Consider the following 18724-nt stretch of genomic DNA (forward strand, 5'->3'; position numbering starts at 1 on the left):
AATCTCTGGAGTCTACTCTTCATCAGCTGTATAGCTTTGCTTCCATATGCTGTTCGTACTGTGCAAGCTTTTTAGTGCCCGCTCCTGTTCTTTGACATTAGTCGTTGTATTATTTATGTCTCCGACCATAACCGCATGTTTTCCGCCTTTGGAATTCTCACCGGTACAGTCTTTTCCGTTTTCCGGCCTAAATGCTTCCTCAGTTTGATAAACCATATATTTTTCCAATACCGGAGAAGGTATCGGATGGCGTACCACTCTTTGCAATTCAGTATTTGCCCATGCCTCTAAAATCACGTGGGCATTGGTGCCTCCATCTGCAAAAGAGCTTACTGCTGCAATCCTTGCAGCATCTGACCATGTAGAAAGATCACGTGAAAAATCAATGAAGGAAACGTCAAATTCATAATTCTTCATAGGCCGCTTTCCAGATAAGAATGGAAACTTCTGACCGTGGTACAGCATAAGTACGACTTTTATGAAACCTGCAATACCTTCAGCACACAGGAGGTGCCCGATGTTAGGTTTGACGGATCCTACTCCCAGGGAAGTACTGCTTGAAGAGCGGTAAACGGCTTGAATCGCCTTAAGTTCCAATAAATCCGTAACCTCTGATCCCGAGCCGTTTGCTTCGATATAGCCAACTTCTTCAGGCCTTCTCCGGCTTTTAGTCAAAGCAGCCATCATAACATCCTTTTGAGCTTGAATATTTGGAGTTGCAGGACCTGCGGTCCGTCCATCGTTGTTTACAGCCGCAGCTTTTATTATGGCATAGATATGATCTCCATCAGCAACGGCCTGCTCTACTGTTTTTAGCAAAACCATTCCTACACCCTCACCCAATACTACCCCTGAAACCCGCTGATCAAAAATGTGAAATACCGGCTCCCTGCTTAAAATTTTTCTCTGTTCAAAAATCCTATGGAATTCATCTGTGGTTAAAAGGCTTATTCCACCAACAATTGCACATTCTATTTCTCCGCAGCACAAGGCTTGTGCAGCTATATTTATTCCAACTAAAGCTGATGAGCAGGCAGTATCCAGAACAATGCTCGGACCACGAAGGTCAAAGAAATGTGAGATATTAGCTGCCAGGTAGTTTTTCCCTACGCCAACAATAGGATTCCGGGCCTTTCGCAGGCTGAGCCTGTCCGGCTGGTGCTGACTCCGGGCTCCAAGGTAGACCCCTACCGGTTTTCCCTTGATTTCTTTATGTGAATATCCTGCATTATGCCAGAGCCTGAGACTTTCTTCCAGCACCATCAGTGCTTGGGGGTCCATAACCCTTGCATCTTCATCATGGATGAGAAAAAAAGACGGATCAAAGTGCGTGATATTGTCAAGCATTCCCGCATGGAAATTGCTTAAGTGACCCCAGCGCTCCAAAGGCACAGGACGGATCACGGTCCGGCCTTCCCGGAGCAGCTTCAGATATTCCTCCACTGTGCCTGCACCCGGGAAACGGCATGACATACCAATAACCGCAATATCCTGCATGCCGGTCTTAATTTTCAGCTTTCCTGCCTCTACATCCTTCCGTACTTCTTTTGATGCTGATTGTCCTGCACGCTGATAGTCCTGCTTTTCAATAGTATCTTGCCTGACGGGTAAGATATCCAGAGTTTTTGCCAGGATATGGGCATGTTTGCACGAAAGCCATTGTGCAAATGCCTCAATAGTCGGATATTCATATAATATCGAAGGATCTATTTCCTCCCCAACCATTTGCTTAATCGGAGGCAATAGTTGGGCAAGCATAATAGAATCTACTCCATAGTCCTGAAAAGGTGTATCTGCATCTAGTCTGTGGGAATCGACCTTCAATTCCCGGGCAAACAAACCGGTTAACCAGTTTTTTATTGCACCGGTAAGGTCATCTGATATTTTGGGTGTTTTAGCGGAATGGAGAGTATACAACCGGGTGCCTGCTGGAATATCTTCATGGATTTTGCGGTTCATCAGTAGGTGAGGTTTCCACAAATCCGGGTTTATCACCGCTGGCAAGATTACAGGACCTAATTCATTTGACAGGACGCTGTCGAGCAGCTGCAATCCCTCTTTATCAGTCATACTCAGCAGACCTGTATACATATAGGCTTTACTTTTCACCTCTCCCATACCGGTCTCTTTCCAGCTGGGCCATTGAATACTGACAACAGGGCAACTAAAAGCATTTGCTTCTGCAAAATAATCCATATATGCATTTGCCATGGCATAGTCACTTTGCCCTGATGCTAAGGTGGGAATAACTGCCGATACTGATGAAAACAGTGCAAAAAACTGTAAAGGTTCATCTTTAAAGCATTGAAGTATTACGTCCAGTGCAGTAGTTTTAGGCTCCAATACCTGCTTAACCCTGTCAACAGATTTTCTTATGAACGCCGGGTTTTCAAAGTCACCAATGCCTGCACAATGAATAATTCCCCCGACCGGTCCCATGGTCTGCCTGATTCCCTGCAAGCTCTGCTGCAAAGCAATTTTGTCTGCCAGCGACACCTGCAGTATCTGCACCTGCACTCCTTGCTCTTCTAACTTTTGTATGGACTCTATTTTTTGTGAAAGCGGAGTATCCTTCTCCCTGTAAAATCCCCACTGCTCCCGAGGAGGCAATTCTTCCCGCCCTGTGAGTACCAGGCGCTTCACTCCGTAATACTCAACAAAATGCTTGGCACACAGATACCCTATTCCCCGTGTCCCGCCGGTGATCCATAAAACGTAATCCTTACTAAAGGCAAATCTGCTTTTCTTATCAGCTCTCAACTGAATTTCATTCAGAAAAGCCCGGTATCTTTTTTCTCTCCGGTAACAAATCTCTATATCCTCACTATCCGCAAAATATTCAAAAGCAATATGGCGCGCAAGAATCTTGTTATCCGCACACGGATCTGCATCCATATGCCGTGTCCGCAAGTGGCTGTATTCACTTTGCAGCATGCGGTACAATCCTGCACGGGATGCACCGGATAAATTGATGCCAGTATTCTGATAGGATTCAAGTCCCTTTGTTACACATAGCAGAGTCACTTTTTCTTTACGGCCGTGTTCAATCAACTGCTGCAGCCATAAAATCCACGTTTCGTCCTCACTACCATCCTTTCCGCAACCGGTCAGATCAATACAGCCGTCATATTTCTTCCACTCATATTCCTTGTTTTGCAGCTTTTTATCAGGTTCAAATATTTCCAGAATTTCGATTTCCGGAAAGTATTCAGAAAGTTCACCTGCAAGTTCCATAGTTTCTTTTGTTGCTATAATAGCAACACATGAATCCACTTCTCTGCTTTGACCCGCTTCACTCAGCTCCCAGCGCTTTTTCAGAAAGCACATTTTTCTCCCGGAAAAGCTGTCTTCGGCAATGTTCCTGCCAGGTACACCCATATCAACCCTGGGCTTCCAGCATAGTTCCCTGGCAAATGGATATGCAGGCAGGCTTATACGGCAAGGCTTCGTTTTCCCATATAGCTTGTCCCAATCAAAATCCAGACCTTTTACCCAAAGTTCGAGTAGCTTGGCGTATTTGCCTTTCTTTATCCAAGCATCAATAATACCTTCCATATCTTCATCCGCTTCAAAAACAGACAAAGAATCCTTATTGCGTTTTACCTGTCCTCTGAATAACCCCTCTATAGCTCCTTTTCCCCCAGCAAAGCTCTTAAGCTTTTCTTCCAGTTCTTTAACGGATAGAGCAGTAACGGCCATGCGTTCCTCCATGGCTTCACGCCCCACCTGCAGGGTGTAAGCCATATCTGCAAGACTATTGTCTGAAAACTGCTGCCTGACGATAGCATCCGACAATCTCTCTGCCTGCTCTTTCAGTTTCTCTTCATTTTTTGCCGATAATACGATAATCGCAGGATTTTGAGTGTTTATAACAATCTTTGGCTGCTCCGGAACAGCAGGAATATATTCTTCAACCACTATATGAGCATTTGCCCCACCTGCACCAAAACTGCTTATCCCGGCACGCCTTGGCACCTCATTCCCGCCGATCACCGGCTTTTTCCATTCTTCAATTTCCTGCTGAACTACAAAAGGTGTATTAATGAAATCAATATTGGGATTGAGTATCTCAGAATGCAGTGACGGCACCAGCTGACGGTACTTGAGCTGCAATAGGACTTTTGTCAGTCCTGCAATACCTGCAGCACTTTCACAATGCCCTATATTTGACTTAGCTGATCCTATTGTGCAAAACTGCTTATCCCTTGTATATTTCTGAAAGGCTTTGGTCAGACCCGCAATTTCAATCGGATCACCTAGTGAAGTCCCTGTTCCGTGCGCTTCGATATAGCTTATGCTCCTCGGGCTTATACCTGCTTCTTTAAAAGCCCGGCCAATAACTTCAGCCTGGGCATTAGGATTCGGAACGGTGTATCCGTTTGTTTTCCCACCATGATTTATTGCAGTTCCCTTTATTATTCCATATATGTGATCTCCATCCTTAACAGCTTTTGAGAGCGGTTTTATCAGCACCGCACCGACACCTTCCCCGGGAACGTATCCGTCACCTCCCTGCCCGAAACTTTCACATCTTCCTTTGCTCGATACAAATCGGTTTTGTGAAAGAAACAGATACTTATTTGGGTGTACAGATACATTGACACCTCCAGCAATTGCAATTTCACATTCGTTCCGCTGTATACTCTGACAAGCCAGATGTATGGCCGTCAGTGAGGATGAACACATGGTATCTACAGCCATACTCGGTCCGTGAAAATTGAAAAAATATGATACGCGGTTGGCGATGGATGCCGGAATACCCCAATAAGCTGCCGGTCTTCCCTGTAGCATTTCCTGAGCCCCGTATAATTGATACTCTTCATACATCACTCCTACAAAAACTCCTGTATTCCGGCTCTTACCCATATCGCCGTTCTTACCCCGTACTTCCCGTGTGTACCCCGCATCTTCGAAAGTCTCAAATGCGCATTCCAGAAACAAGCGCTCCTGTGGATCCATGTATTCCGCTTCTCTTGGAGAAATATTGAAAAATAATGGATCAAAACGATCAATACCTTTGAGAAAGCCTCCCCACTTACTGTAAGTTTTTCCGGGCTTGCTCCTGTCTTCATCGTAGTATAGCCTGTAGTCCCAACGGTTTTTAGGGATTTCCGTGATACAATCCCTACCTTCTTTTAAGTTTTGCCAGAATTCAAAAATGCTTTCAGCCCCGGGGTAACGACCTGCAAGTCCTATAATGGCGATTTCCCCGTTATCCGCCGTTTTCTTATCTTGCAGTATATTTTGTATTGCCGCAAAACGATGTCTTTTATAGCTTTTTAGTGTCATATCCGGTTTTTCAGTTCTATCATATGAATCATTGCAGTTTTCATCTGTCGTCAATATTTTTTTCTCATTTTCCAGCAGTTCTGTCAGCTTATCTGCATAATTTTCGAGAAAATATCCTGTTAATTCCTTAATGTTTTGATACTCAAAAAACAATGTTTTAGGTAAAGAGCCAAATATTATCTCCAGCTGGTTGGTCAATTGCATAATCATAATGGAATCAATTCCATATCTCTCCATAGGTGCATTTACTTCAATGCGGTCGTCCGGAAGCTTGATGACTGAAGATATTATCCTTTTTAAATATTTTTCTGCTTTCTCACATAGTGAATCGTGCCGGATTACAGGGTTTGGCCTATTTATCTGCATAACTGAAAGAGCTGTCGTTCCTTCAGGATTGCCCGGTTTTTCCATAAATCTTTCTCTAAGCCTTTTAGAATCCCCTTCAATTACCAGTATCTGATCCTCTCCCGAAGCCAGTCCCTGGTAAAAAGCATGTATCCCTGTGGATGTACTCATAGCTGAAGCCCTCATGTTTTGCCACATCATCCCTACAGATTCCTCAGCTACCTTCATCCCGCCATCTTTCCATAAAGGCCAGTTTATTGACAATGTCCGGCCCTGACGTTCTTTTACGGCAACCAGATTATTCCTATAGACCGCATACGCATCCATAAATGCATTGGCAGCAGAGTAATCAGCCTGGCCTAAATTACCCAAACTGCCTGAAACAGATGAAAACAAAACAAAGAAATCAAGCTTCAAATCTTTACTTGCCTGATCAAGGTTAACAAGTCCCGTAACCTTCGGCATTAATACATTCTGCAATTCGTCTTTTGTCTTTTTTAGGATTAGGTTGTCCTGGATGATACCTGCACTATGAATAATGCCATCCAGGCTTCCGTATTTTTCACATATGCTCCTGATCAAGTTTGCAACCGGCTTCTTGCCGGCTACGTCTACTTCCCGATATTCTACCACTGTACCCATATCCTGTAATTCTTTCAACAAGGATTGCTTATGTGCATCTAATCCAGACCTGCCAGTAAGAACTAAAACAACATCTTTTGCTTTGCTTAGGATCTCTTTAGCAAAAATCAAGCCAAGACCGCCTGTACCGCCTGTAATAAGGTAAACCCCTCTGTTTTTCCAGGGGATGTCTGAGTCTTCAAAAAGTTCAACCTCACTCCATCCTGCAACAAAACGTTTTCCCCCTATATATCTGATCTGATCATCAGCAGGACACCGGCTGTTATCCTTCAATTTTTCCGCAACTCCTTTTAGAGTCTCACCAGGTTCAAGTTCAATAAGCTGACATATGATATTGGGGTTTTCTATATGAGCAGTTCTTAATATTCCGGAAAGTCCTGAAAGAAGCTTTTTTTCATTGTCGGCTGCAATAACTGTTTGAATCAGAATCCTACCCTTAGGCTTCTCTTCAAACCTGCTCCGAATTTCTTCAAATAATTGAACTGCATAAGCTTGAAACCTGCCGTCAATTTCCCGTTTTTTCGAATATAGAGTGATGCAGCGGGCTCCATCCAACTCTGTCTCAATGCTTTGATATACAGTTTTATCCGGCTCGCATATTATTACAACATGCTCGTCATATACTGGCTCTGCAGCTCCTTCGCAAACATTTTGTTCTTTCCAGCACGGTTTTAGTATAAGCCTTGTATCAGGAGTAATAGATTTTTTTCCTCCCGTCTCATTCCCCAAAGCCTTTAAGGATAATCCCCTCATACGTACACACACATTTCCTGCTTCACTGCATAAATCCAAATCAACTTTTCGCAGCTTGTCTCCCATTCTGAAGTCATTACCATATCGAACCAAAACCCACATAACCGAAGTACAGCTGCTTATAATCTCAAGCTCGTCAAGTGCAAATGGTACGAATGGCCTGTCAGGCATATCTGCATTTTCACAAGCAAGTTCTGCTGCTAAAACCACTGCTGCCTGTAGGCTTGAATCCATCAAACTCGGATGCAAAACATATTTAGCTGCAGTATGAGCCAGAAAATCCGGTAGAGAAAGTTTTGCAAGGAGCTGTTCTTCTCCCTTATACACTTTTTCAATCCCCCGGTGCCCCGGACCGTAATCGATACCCATACCTTTAAAAGCCTTGTAGCATTCAGCAGCAGATAGGCTTTTCAGCTTGCATTGCTGCTTGATAGTTGGTAAATCCAAGGTTTCAACTTCTACCATTCTATCTAAAACAGCTATGCCCTGACTGTTCACTACAGGTTCCATATCTGTTCCGTCTATATTGCTGTAGATTTCAAAAGCTGCTTGCTCCGCACTTTCGGGAAATAGCCCGACATGGACTCGAACCGGCTGAGCCCCGACTGCTATAGGTTTTACCCATATTACATTTTTAAGCCTGACTCTTACCCCGCTGTTTTTCAAATATCCCGCAGCCTGACTCAGTGCTGCTTGTACCATCTCCAGGTATGCTACACCGGGAAGCAAACGTTGGTTATTAACAATATGGTCTGATAAAAAAAATTCTTGTCCTGTAAAGGTTGAACTAAACCGCTGCTCTGAAAAATCGGAGGTGTTTTGATGCAGCATAGGGTGTATTAAAGCTGCAGCAGCATGGTTTTGTGTTATAGAATCCTTGTATGCGGCGTTATTCGCTATCCAGTAGCGTTCACCGACAAATGGATATACCGGAAGGTTGATTCTTCTTATTGTATGATTTGAATAAAGCTCTTCCCAGCTCAACTCATGTCCCTCTGTATACATTTCTGCCAAGGCCGTTAGCTTGTCACCATACTCCTGCTCATTCTTAATGCTGTTATAAGACAGCTCTTTCATGATAGTTTTGCCCAACTCTCTAAGGATAGCCTTTAAGTTTTCCCTGTTTGTTTGACTGTTTGTTTTGGAAAGCTCTTTGGGTTCTTCATTGCTTAGGCTTTTTTTAAGTTTTTCCTGAAGCTCTTCGATATCCTTCACGACAAAAGCACTTCTCATTTCAAAATGTTCCCTGAACAAAAGCAGATTCGCGCTGATATCAATAAGACTGTTTTCTTGTCCGTGCTTCTTTAGCCAAGCTGCAAGTTCCTCTTCTTTTTTACGTAGTGATTCTTCTGTCCTGGCAGATAAGCAGATCAAATAGGAGGGTAATTTTTCAGATGTATGCCTGATAGCAGCAGGCGCCTCTTCAAGTATGACATGTGCATTTGTTCCCCCAAAACCAAAAGAACTGACTCCTGCACGTCTGGGAATTGTCCGGTTGTCCTCTCCTCTCAAAGCTTTCCATACCTGAGGCTTGTCCACTATATAAAAAGGACTGTCATCCAACAGAATCCGGTGGTTTAGCTTTTTATAATTCTGCAATCCGGGCAACTGTTTATGCTTCATCGAAAGCAAAACTTTGATAACTCCTGCAATGCCTGCTGCTGATTCCAGATGCCCAATATTGGTTTTCACCGACCCGAGGCCACAATAGTTTTTTCTTGCCGGCTGTCCTTCTTTTGAAGGAAATGACCCGAATGCCTTTACAAGCCCCGCAAATTCAATAGGATCACCTTTGGGAGTGCCTGTACCATGAGCTTCTATGTAGCTGATACTGTCAGGTTCTATTCCTGCACGCCTGCAGGCATCAACAATCACTGCTGCCTGTGCATCCGGATTGGGGTAGGTTAAAGTATGAGTCCTGCCATTGTGGTTAACTGCACTTCCCTTAATAACACCATAAATAAGGTCTCCATCCGCTACCGCCTTCTTCAATGGTTTGAGCAGAATCAAGCCTGCACCTTCGCTGCGGACGTAACCGTCTGCACTATCATCAAAGGTCTTACAGGAACCTGTAGGAGACAACATTCCAGTTTTTGAAAAGGAAATATGTCTAGTAGGAGTCAATAAAAGACTTACACCCCCTGCAAGGGCCATACTGCATTCTCCAAGGTATAAGGACTGAATTGCTGAATGAATAGCATTCAGCGAACTTGAACACGCAGCATCTATAGGAAAACTCGGCCCATTAAAATTAAAATAGTGGGAAATCCGGTTGGAAATCACTGCAGAAGCGGTTCCTGTAGAATGATAAGCTTCAATGGAGCTAAATACTTTTTCCTGTAATTCTTTATAATCATGATTGAACACCCCAATAAAAACGCCTACTTTAGAGCCGGATATGTCAGACGGACAAACGCCTGCATCTTCCAGACAGTTCCAGGAAAGCTCCAGCATGATTCTTTGCTGCGGGTCCATGACTTCAGCCTGTCTGGCAGAGATATTAAAAAAAGCTGCTTCAAAGGCATCTGCATTTTCTATAAAACCTCCCCACTTGCTGTTGGTTTTATTCTCCCCGGTTTTGGGATCCCCCCAATATGCTCTCCAGTCCCACCGTTCCAATGGAATCTCCTGGATACATGACTTTGAGTTGTTCAGATTTTCCCAAAACTCTCTATAGTTTTCAGCCCCCGGAAACCTGCATGCCATACCGATGACAGCTATGTCCATACTATTTCCATCTTCCTGTTTTCCTTCGAAAGGTTGAGGTTTTTTGTCTTTCATACTGATCTCCTTTCTTTATGTAATGACTATGTTTTCAGTTGTACATTTCTTTCCAATTCTAAATAGAAAAGCAATAAAAAAAACCACCTTATCGCAGCCATCACATATCGATAACAGCAAAAAGGATATACTTAATAAACCTCACCATTAATATGCTTGATGCGGTATTTCTCGTCATCAGTTTTCATTGGGTTTAGTAAAGGCCAGTACGGTTAACAATGAGCAGTTGAGCATGCCCTTTACACTAGTATGCTTGACTTGCTTTTCAACCATTTTAGTGCTATCTTCTCGGGATTTAGAATTGACCAGATATTTTAGCGGACTTTTCCATAAGAAGCAGTCCGATTTATTTAACAGTCCTTCTTTTCCTATCATATGACTGTATAACCATTTCTACCTCTTCATTATCCCTTCTGCTGAATAGCCTGCAGCATTGCTTGTGAATTCCACTTAAATTCAGCAGTTATTCCGTTCAATGTTTTCTCTTTTGAAGGACCTCCAATACAGTTTTGACCTTTATTACGACATGTTAAGTTACAATGACTTTCGTAATATGCTTATCATCAGTGACTAACATCACATTCCGGCGATTGGCAATCGCCAGATGCTTATCAAGCACTATATACTTGATAAAAACTATATTTACCAGAAAAATGTTTTATGATATATTAAAGTGGCAATACTGAATAAATACATTGCCTAAGCTTATAAGAAAGTCCTTCCATCAAAAAAGTCTTTCTTACAAGTCATTTCTCCCATAATGTGTATCATTATACATCTTTTCCCATTTAGCGTCAACCTTCGTATATTGCTTGTATTGAAATTATAATAATTTCCCGATTTTTATATTGTACTTCACGCTATATGAAAAATTGTTTTTACATAGTCTTAGCCAAAAATATAAAAAGACGTTGATAAACAACGCCTGTTTTATATACATTATCGCATCTGATTAACTTTTTATTTTGTTGATTTTCTGACCAGAATTTCCAGCTTTTTCGCTGCCATATACAATAATTCTCCTCCATTTTAAAATGAAACTTTAAGCTGAAAGCTTTTTGAAAGCAATGACACCAACTACTGTAAAAAGTATATCTACCACTACACGGATTAATAAATCGAAGGTGAATTCCAGCACTACATACATAAAGATATGATTCATAAGCCAATTTAGTCCAAAAACTATTACCCCAAAATATACTGACTGTCGGATGATTGATGTCCCCTTAGCACCTGACTGTAATATTAAGTAAATATTTCCTACCCATAGTCCTAGGCTTAGTGTCCAAATAAAGCTTCCTAACGGGTTAACATCATTTGCTGATTGGATGTGAAACACAGTATATGCCAAATACCTTCCGATAACATAAAAAAAACTTATGACAAAAATTGCCGGTGCGTTTTTCAATTTATATTTCTGCACAGAATCAGTTCCGGTAAAAATCCCCAGAAGTGTCCCTGATAATACTAAAGTTGCACAATCAGTCAAACCCATTAATAACTCGCTCTGCACACTGGTATTGAATAACAGGACTGCCTCAAACATTCCTATAAAGTATAAACCACCAAAGGAAAGTCCATACATAAGCCCTTTTATCCACCTTTTTCCCGGGAGGTTATCCTGAATAAGAATAAATACGAGTGCCAGTACACTAAAAGCCAGCAGCTCCCAAACAATCACAGCAGGTATAAGCATGCCGTTCTTAACAAAAATACTGAGTTTAATGGAAGACAAGTTTGATGTATTAATTGGTGATAATACCGCATGGAAAACCATGTTTATAAAGCCGCTTATGCAAATAATACAAATGACCTTGCGCCAATCTGTTTTCAAAGCTTTCATGGATGATTTGCCCCCTTCTTCATTAACAGTTTGTACAGCTGCTTAAGATTTGACAATAACTTCTTTTTTGCTTCCTCATTACTGCTTGTAAAACTCCTCTTATTGATCCACTTACACAATTCACCGTGCATGTAGGTGTGCAATATATCGCCAATTAAATTTGCTTGCTCTCCAGTAAGTTTATTACCGCTTACTTTTATAAGCGCATCCTTTAGTCCTTCGCCTGGCTTATATAGTATTTGCATAACTTCCGGCGACGGTTTTCCACCTATTGATTCCAACCAAACCAGCCTGAACCACCCCGGATATGTCATAGAAAAATCTATTATGCCGGATAGTATCAGGTATATTATTTCATCATCCTTCACTTCAGTGCCTACATTAGATTCCACATAAGCTATCATTTTAAGCAAAACTTGTCCCAGTGCCTCCCAGAAGATTTCATCAAGGCTGCTGAAATAGTTGTACAAATTCGTATGGGCACATCCGATTTCCTTAGCGATCCCTCTTAGATTTACATTTTTGATACCCTCATTTTCCTCGATTAGTCGTAATACAGTCTCTATTATGAGTTCTTTGCTTATGTCCTTTTTACCTGTCTGCATATTATCACTCCAGTATTATATTACCAGTGGTAATTACCACTGGTAATATAATACCAAAACATAACTTTTATGTCAACATTCTTCAAGTATAGATCAAGAGTATTTTCACTTAATCAGGGTAATTGATCAAGCATAGTCTTATAGCTATCGTCCGTATAGTGGGGCATTCTAAAGCTACCTTGCTGCAAATCCATGCCAAATAGATTAAAGGTAACTAAACGAAATCAGATTATGTTGCCTCGTACCAATAACACATGTATAATAGGAGCTGAAGTAAAGTAGACCTGGGATGTACGGAAAAAGCTTGTTGTTTGAACCTACAAATGTAAAAAGGGAGTTTAGTGTTTGGAAGCTGAAGTCAGGCCCCAATTTTAATACCTCCATATAGCAGAAGCTATATGCAAGGCAGGGGAAGGCTGAAATTTTCAACAGGACACCCACCTAGCGAGGGCTAGGTGTCAAACAACAGGTGAAGGCATTTTGGGTATTTATTACATAATAATTAATTGAGTTTTTAGTATAAATATTTAGGGGACACTTAAGCCCCCTGCACAATCATTTACCCCTAGGACATGTCAATTCAGACGATAGTTCACATTTGGCACCAGTAGTCTTAGCACAGATACCAGAACAATCTTGTTTGGTAACCTCCGGCATGCATTCTTTTTTGCCATTATCAAAATTTACAATACAGGCCCCTTTATTCCTGCTATTTTCATCCATGGTTTATCCTCCTAAAAGTTGTTTTATTTCAGAATTTATTATTTGCATATGCTAAATAATAATACTTCAATATGAGGATTCAAATATGGTAAAAAGATTAACAGATTTACTCTTTATCAATATCTACCTCGTATAAAATTAATCTGTTTTTGAAACTATTATAATAGATACTGTTATATGGAGATAGAATATGATAAATGATTTACTGAAAGGATTATCCAAATTAACATCAACATCCCAGGAAGTAATACCGGACATCCTTCTCTTGCAATTTTCAATAGCAAATGCATGCATTGTAGGTGAAGTTAATGAGTGGGTCCTAATAGACACCGGGCTTGAGAATTCCTATGAATATATACTCAGGTCTGCTGGTAAACGCTTTGGAGAAGGCAGCAGGCCAAAAGCAATCATTTTGACCCATGGACATTTCGACCATGTGGGTTCGGTAATCAGGCTGGCTGAGCAATGGGATGTTCCAGTATATTCCCATGAGCTGGAATTGCCTTATATTACAGGTAAGAAGGATTATCCGGAAGGTGACCCTACTGTAGACGAAGGGCTTGTTGCCAAAATGTCACCCTCCTTTCCTCATAAGAGTATAAATCTTGGTTACCGTGCTGTTGCACTTCCGTCAGACAAAAGTATACCAGGCATGCCGGGATGGAAATGGATTCATACACCCGGACACACAGAAGGGCATGTTTCATTATTCAGAGAAAGTGATAAAACACTAATTGTTGGAGATGCTTTCACAACAACTAAACAGGAATCGTTTACTTCTGTATTGACTCAGCATGAACAAATAAAAGGCCCTCCTGCGTACCTGACTACAGATTGGGATTCAGCGAAAAAATCAGTCCAGAGTATAAAAGATTTAAAACCGAAGTTAGCCATACCAAGCCATGGGTTACCTATGAAAGAAGACGAACTGGAAAAGCATCTGGATATGCTGACCCGTCATTTCAAAGAAATCGCTGTTCCAGATCACGGCCGTTTTGTGGATAACTGAAAATCAGAGGTTTTATAAAAAAGAAAGATTCCTTGCATTATCATTTGTTAAGATTTATTTTTTTTCTTATCCTGCTTAGGGATACAGGGGTTATTCCCAAATAAGAGGCGAGGTGATATTGTTTAAGCCGCTTTTCCAATCCTGGAAATGCGGCAAGAAATTGTTTATATCGCTCCATACTGCTTAACAATTTAAAACTACTCGCGTGTTCCTCTTTCGCAACAAGGACTGCATCAATCATTTTTTTAAAAAACAAAAGCAGGTCATAATTACCTTCAACTATTTGCTCAAAATCGGAAATACCTGCTACGAGGATTTCACTGTCTTCCAATGCTTGTATGTAATACATAGATTCCTTCTGAGATAGATATGCCGCGTAGGAGAATAGTACCCCACCTTCTGCATAAAAGTACTTTGTTATGTCATTACCTGTTTTATCAATATAGTAAGAGCGGAAAATCCCCTTAATAATAAAGCCTATTTCAGTAGATTTTTCACCTTCCTGCAAAAAGAACATATCCTTTTTTACTGCCTTTGGCTTAAAAATATTCCGCAATAAAGAAATACTTTTCTCATGAAGAGAAATCTTCTTGCTTCTTAAAAGATCCAGCCATAAACTGTCATATACATTCCCATCCATGCAAAAACCCCGCTTCTTTTGTATAAGGCGCTATTGTTAACTTCAATTATACTTTGACTTGGATTATATTGTAAACCCCGCACTATTATCCTGTCAAATTTGACTGGAAGGAAGCTTTTAGATTGATGGTAATGGATGATATTGCCGGAATGTCACATGCAGATTCCCTTGGCTCCCTGGTGTCTTATTGGAGATATTCAGGTAAGCAGCAAATATGGGCCCTTGATCATAAACAGTTGTACGTATTGATCGAGTAATATATTTCTCCTATCTAAAAATCAAAGTCATCGGGATTTGGTCCTACTCTAAGATTCTTGTTCATTTCATTAATCATCTTCATATCTTCGGATGAAAGTTCAAAATCAAAAACATCCATATTAGAAATAATTCTATTTTCATGTACTGATTTCGGTATCACAATTATATCTCTTTGAATATTCCATCTGATAACAATTTGGGCTGCTGTTTTACCATACCCTGCTGCAATCTGTTTTAATTTTTCATTCTGCAGCAGATCGCTACCGGTACCTCCTAACGGACTCCATGCTTCCACCTGAATTCCTTTCGCTTTACAATAGTCTATCAGTTCCTGATTATTCAGCAATGGATGTGATTCAATTTGATTAATTGCAGGTATGATTGATGCCACTTCTTCCAATCGTTCTAAATGCTGCTTGTGGAAGTTGCTTACTCCTATTGCTCTTATCTTTCCTGCGGCATAAAGCTTTTCCATTTCAATCCATGCTTCTTCCAAACCTTTAACAGGCCAGTGAATCAAATATAAATCGATATATTCCATTTGTAAAGCTTCCAGACTTTCGTAAAATGCTTCTTTCGTTCTTCTTTGTATGATATCGTCATTCCATAACTTATCAGTAACAAAAATTTCTTCTCTTGCTACTCCGCTCTCTATAATTGCCTTTCCAACACTTTTCTCATTATTATAGATTTTTGCTGCATCAACATGCCTGTATCCTGCCTTTAATGACCATTTTACGGCATTCTCCGTCTGTTCTCCTTCTTCTGTCTGAAATACACCCAGTCCCAGTTGAGGAATCTCTATTCCGTTATTAAGCTTTATCAAATTCATCTGATTTTCTCCCTAATTCATGATAATAATAGGTTTGCCATTCGTAATAACATAATTTCCTTTTACTACAATGGCTTCATTATTAAGCTCATTGTGATAAACACCGTCAGGTATATTCACTTCTACCTTACCTTCTTTCCCTTTTAACGGGAAAATCCCGACACAAGTTTTTTCCCCTTTCCTATAATAACCAATGACAGTATCGTATGAATTATTTGCTGTCAGATAGTAGCTTCCATTAGAAAAAATCTCATTCTGTTTAGTTTCATATAGCTTTTTCATAAGTCCGCTCAAGTCCACAGTTCCACTTCTATCAATTTTATCCAGATCAAACAGACTTGGAGTATGTGTGTTGGCAAATTCCTGACCTGCATATATAAGAGTAGTACCTTTCTGGAAATACAAGAAAGCAGTAAAACTTTCCAATGCACTCATATCACTAACATAATTCTTAAATCGCAGCTGGTCATGATTCTCTAAAAATCTTAACTTAACGTAATTATTCGGATAAATGGCATCCTGGAAGTTAAGATATCCTAAATATTCACTTAATTTCATTTCTCCTTTTAAATATTTCTCATAAATATCCCAAATATCATAGTCATAGGTAATATCAAATGCAGAATATAATTCACCATCTGACCACGCATCAAAACCTCTAAATCTAAAATCCTGTAAAAACACAAGATGTACTGACTCAGCCAGCCATATTAACTTTTCTTTGATGCTAGAGCACTCTTTTCTGGCTCTTTGCCAGAATTCCACCGGCACCAAAGATGCAACATCGCATCGAAATCCGTCCACTATTTTAGCCCATTGCTTTAGTGTTTCGATCTGATAATTCCATAATTCCTTACAGGAGTAATCTAAATCTACAATATCAGTCCAATCACCTACTCTGTTCCCCATCTTTCCATCTGCTTTTCTATAGAAAAATTCCGGATGATTTTCTGCAAGCCAAGAATCCGGTGATGTATGATTGTAGACAACGTCAATAATACACTTCATTCCAAGAGAATGGATTTTTTCTACCAAACCTTCAAAGTCTTCCAATGATCCATATTCAGGATTTACTGCACGATAATCCTTTATTGCATATGGACATCCAAGATTACCCTTCTTGTTTTTCTCTCCAATAGGATGAATAGGCATGAACCAGATAATATCCGTTCCTAATTCCTTTATTCTTTTCAAATCATCCTCAATGGCTTTAAATGTACCTTCATTGGTATGATTTCTCACATAGATACAGTAAATGACCTGATTTCTTAAATCTGTATTTGTATTATTTGCCATAGCGTTCCTCCATATAAGTTCACTACTCTTTGTAATTACTATTTTATATCAGATTACTCATTTTATCTTCCGAATTTATGAGGAGTTTTTACGTTTCTATGACTTTTTCCGATATTCCTTGGGTGTAAATGTTGTTTCCTTTTTAAAAGTCCTTATAAAATTGCCCATGTTATGAAATCCGCATTCAAATGCAATTTCGGTAATACTCTTATTTGTAGTTAATAACAGATTTTTAGCATTTTTAGCCCTATATATATTTACATATTCCATTGGCGGTATTCCAACAATTTGTCTAAACACTCTGGAAAAATGCTGCTCATTCATACCTACTTCATTTGCAATAGTTCCTACTCTAATAGGCTTATTAAAGTTCTTTTCAATAAATATAAACGCATCCTTTATACTGGCAATCTGCTTATTTACTGAATTGTTATTTGCTTTCCTAAAAAAACTGCCAGACATTAATATCCCTAAAATAGCAATCAAATTTCCCATGATTTCTATCTGATTTCCTATTGATATCGATACTTTCCCACAAGCTCCGTCATTTGCTGTTTTCACACCGTCATGACAATCCACAATGTTTTTATAATACCTATTAATTCCTTGAAATTCCTTTTCACCTTCCGGGATAAATCTTGGAAATTGCAGCTCTCCTTTAATCAATGGCTGTATCACTTTTAACTGAATCTCAGTCTGCTCCCAGAAATTCATCATCTCCATTTTGAATACAACTGCATCCTCCCTGCATTCATCATCCGAAGTAATAGAATGAAGTTCATCTCTATTAATAAACAGATAGCCTTTTTCAAAAACTTCCCTCTGTCCATCTATTTCAACCGTGAATTCTCCATGCATAAGGCGCACGATTTCGTATTCCTGGTGCCAGTGCATTTTCACTTCCAGCTTGCCTCGTACTGGGTCATGTTTATAATAACCGCAAGGAAAACTTTCCGTTCCGTGAATCTTATCTTCTTTTTCTTTTGAAATATTCATTCCCATCTACCTCTTTTTTAAACCTTAACTTACAACAGGCTAAATATATAAAGCTATGCACTGGGACAGTAAGTATGCAAAATCTGCACTATTGAACACTTTTTAGTTTGGCAGCTGTATCCTCGATTGCTTCCATAACCTCATGCTCGTTCACTATCTCCGGTGAGCTGTATTGAGAACCATATGCTTTTATAAGATAGCAATTATCAAACCCAAACATATTAAAATAACTTTTGTATTTTTCAAAAAGAGAGTTATAAATATTATCATCGGCATAACCATAAGACTGGATAAACACTAAACTCCTGTTTTTAGGAAGATGATCAGCTGATACACCGGTTATGCCATAGTATGACCAGGTTCTGTCGACAAAGCACTTAAGTTGTGCACTTATATCTCCATAAAATACCGGAGTTGAAATTATAAGCACTTCTGTTTTTTTTACCAGTTCAAGTATTTCGGAAAGATCATCATTAATCGCGCATACATCGGTTTTGTTTTTCCTGCAATAAAAGCATTCCTGACAGCCATGCATATTTAAGCTGTTTACGTTATACTTTTGAATTTCATTTCCATGATCCCCCAACTTACTGAGTAGATTTGCGGCAAGTTTTGAACTTACACCATTTTCCCTTGGACTGCCATTTACTAATAATATTTTCATAATAATACCCCCCTAGATTTTATAGTTAATTTTTCAGTTAGTCTGCTT

The 18724-nt window shown here is 40.0% G+C and carries 11 protein-coding genes and 1 other RNA gene; 3 read left to right on the forward strand and 9 right to left on the reverse strand.

The features are described 5' to 3' along the window. Positions 1–12: 12 nt before the first annotated feature. The 3 genes from N3I35_15925 to N3I35_15935 all read right to left on the reverse strand — a co-directional run bounded on the left by N3I35_15925 (position 13) and on the right by N3I35_15935 (position 12258). Complete coding sequence (locus tag N3I35_15925; GenBank protein ID MCX8131568.1) at positions 13–9810, reverse strand: SDR family NAD(P)-dependent oxidoreductase; 9798 nt, start codon at positions 9808–9810, stop codon at positions 13–15. A 1042-nt stretch (positions 9811–10852) separates the two neighbouring features. Continuing rightward, the gene (locus N3I35_15930; protein ID MCX8131569.1) at positions 10853–11653 is read right to left on the reverse strand and encodes a hypothetical protein; all 801 of its coding nucleotides are present in this window, start codon (positions 11651–11653) and stop codon (positions 10853–10855) included. Further along, complete coding sequence (locus N3I35_15935) at positions 11650–12258, reverse strand: TetR/AcrR family transcriptional regulator (protein ID MCX8131570.1); 609 nt, start codon at positions 12256–12258, stop codon at positions 11650–11652. The genes N3I35_15930 and N3I35_15935 overlap by 4 nt, the downstream gene beginning before the upstream one ends. Positions 12259–12536: 278 nt before the next feature. Between N3I35_15935 and ssrS the strand changes: the two genes are divergently transcribed. After that, positions 12537–12749, forward strand: a non-coding RNA gene (gene ssrS, locus N3I35_15940) — 6S RNA. A 64-nt stretch (positions 12750–12813) separates the two neighbouring features. Here ssrS and N3I35_15945 read toward each other — a convergent pair. Next, positions 12814–12981, reverse strand: a complete 168-nt coding sequence (locus N3I35_15945) for a hypothetical protein (GenBank protein ID MCX8131571.1) — start codon at positions 12979–12981, stop codon at positions 12814–12816. Positions 12982–13171: 190 nt separating this feature from the next. Between N3I35_15945 and N3I35_15950 the strand changes: the two genes are divergently transcribed. Continuing rightward, positions 13172–13990, forward strand: a complete 819-nt coding sequence (locus tag N3I35_15950; GenBank protein ID MCX8131572.1) for an MBL fold metallo-hydrolase — start codon at positions 13172–13174, stop codon at positions 13988–13990. 40 nt (positions 13991–14030) lie between these two features. Here the strand turns inward: N3I35_15950 and N3I35_15955 are convergent, their stop codons facing one another. Continuing rightward, positions 14031–14630 (reverse strand): Crp/Fnr family transcriptional regulator, encoded by a 600-nt coding sequence (locus N3I35_15955; GenBank protein MCX8131573.1) that lies wholly within the window; start codon positions 14628–14630, stop codon positions 14031–14033. A gap of 122 nt (positions 14631–14752) precedes the next feature. Here N3I35_15955 and N3I35_15960 point away from each other — a divergent pair, with 122 nt between their 5' ends. Then, a complete protein-coding gene (locus tag N3I35_15960; GenBank protein ID MCX8131574.1) occupies positions 14753–14887 on the forward strand; it encodes a hypothetical protein in 135 nt (44 codons plus the stop codon). 14 nt (positions 14888–14901) lie between these two features. Here N3I35_15960 and N3I35_15965 read toward each other — a convergent pair whose 3' ends face one another. The 4 genes from N3I35_15965 to N3I35_15980 form a co-directional block, all read right to left on the reverse strand. Then, positions 14902–15720 carry an aldo/keto reductase gene (locus N3I35_15965; protein ID MCX8131575.1) on the reverse strand — a complete coding sequence of 273 codons (819 nt, stop codon included), beginning with the start codon at positions 15718–15720 and terminating at the stop codon, positions 14902–14904. Between the two features lie 12 nt (positions 15721–15732). Then, positions 15733–17016, reverse strand: coding sequence for an alpha-amylase family glycosyl hydrolase (locus tag N3I35_15970; protein ID MCX8131576.1), 1284 nt, complete (start codon positions 17014–17016; stop codon positions 15733–15735). A 96-nt stretch (positions 17017–17112) separates the two neighbouring features. Beyond that, a complete protein-coding gene (locus N3I35_15975) occupies positions 17113–18012 on the reverse strand; it encodes an AraC family transcriptional regulator (protein MCX8131577.1) in 900 nt (299 codons plus the stop codon). Positions 18013–18100: 88 nt separating this feature from the next. After that, complete coding sequence (locus N3I35_15980) at positions 18101–18676, reverse strand: flavodoxin family protein (GenBank protein MCX8131578.1); 576 nt, start codon at positions 18674–18676, stop codon at positions 18101–18103. Positions 18677–18724: the final 48 nt, after the last annotated feature.

The sequence above is a fragment of the Clostridia bacterium genome (genome assembly GCA_026414765.1).
Classification (GTDB): domain Bacteria; phylum Bacillota; class Clostridia; order Acetivibrionales; family DSM-27016; genus SKW86.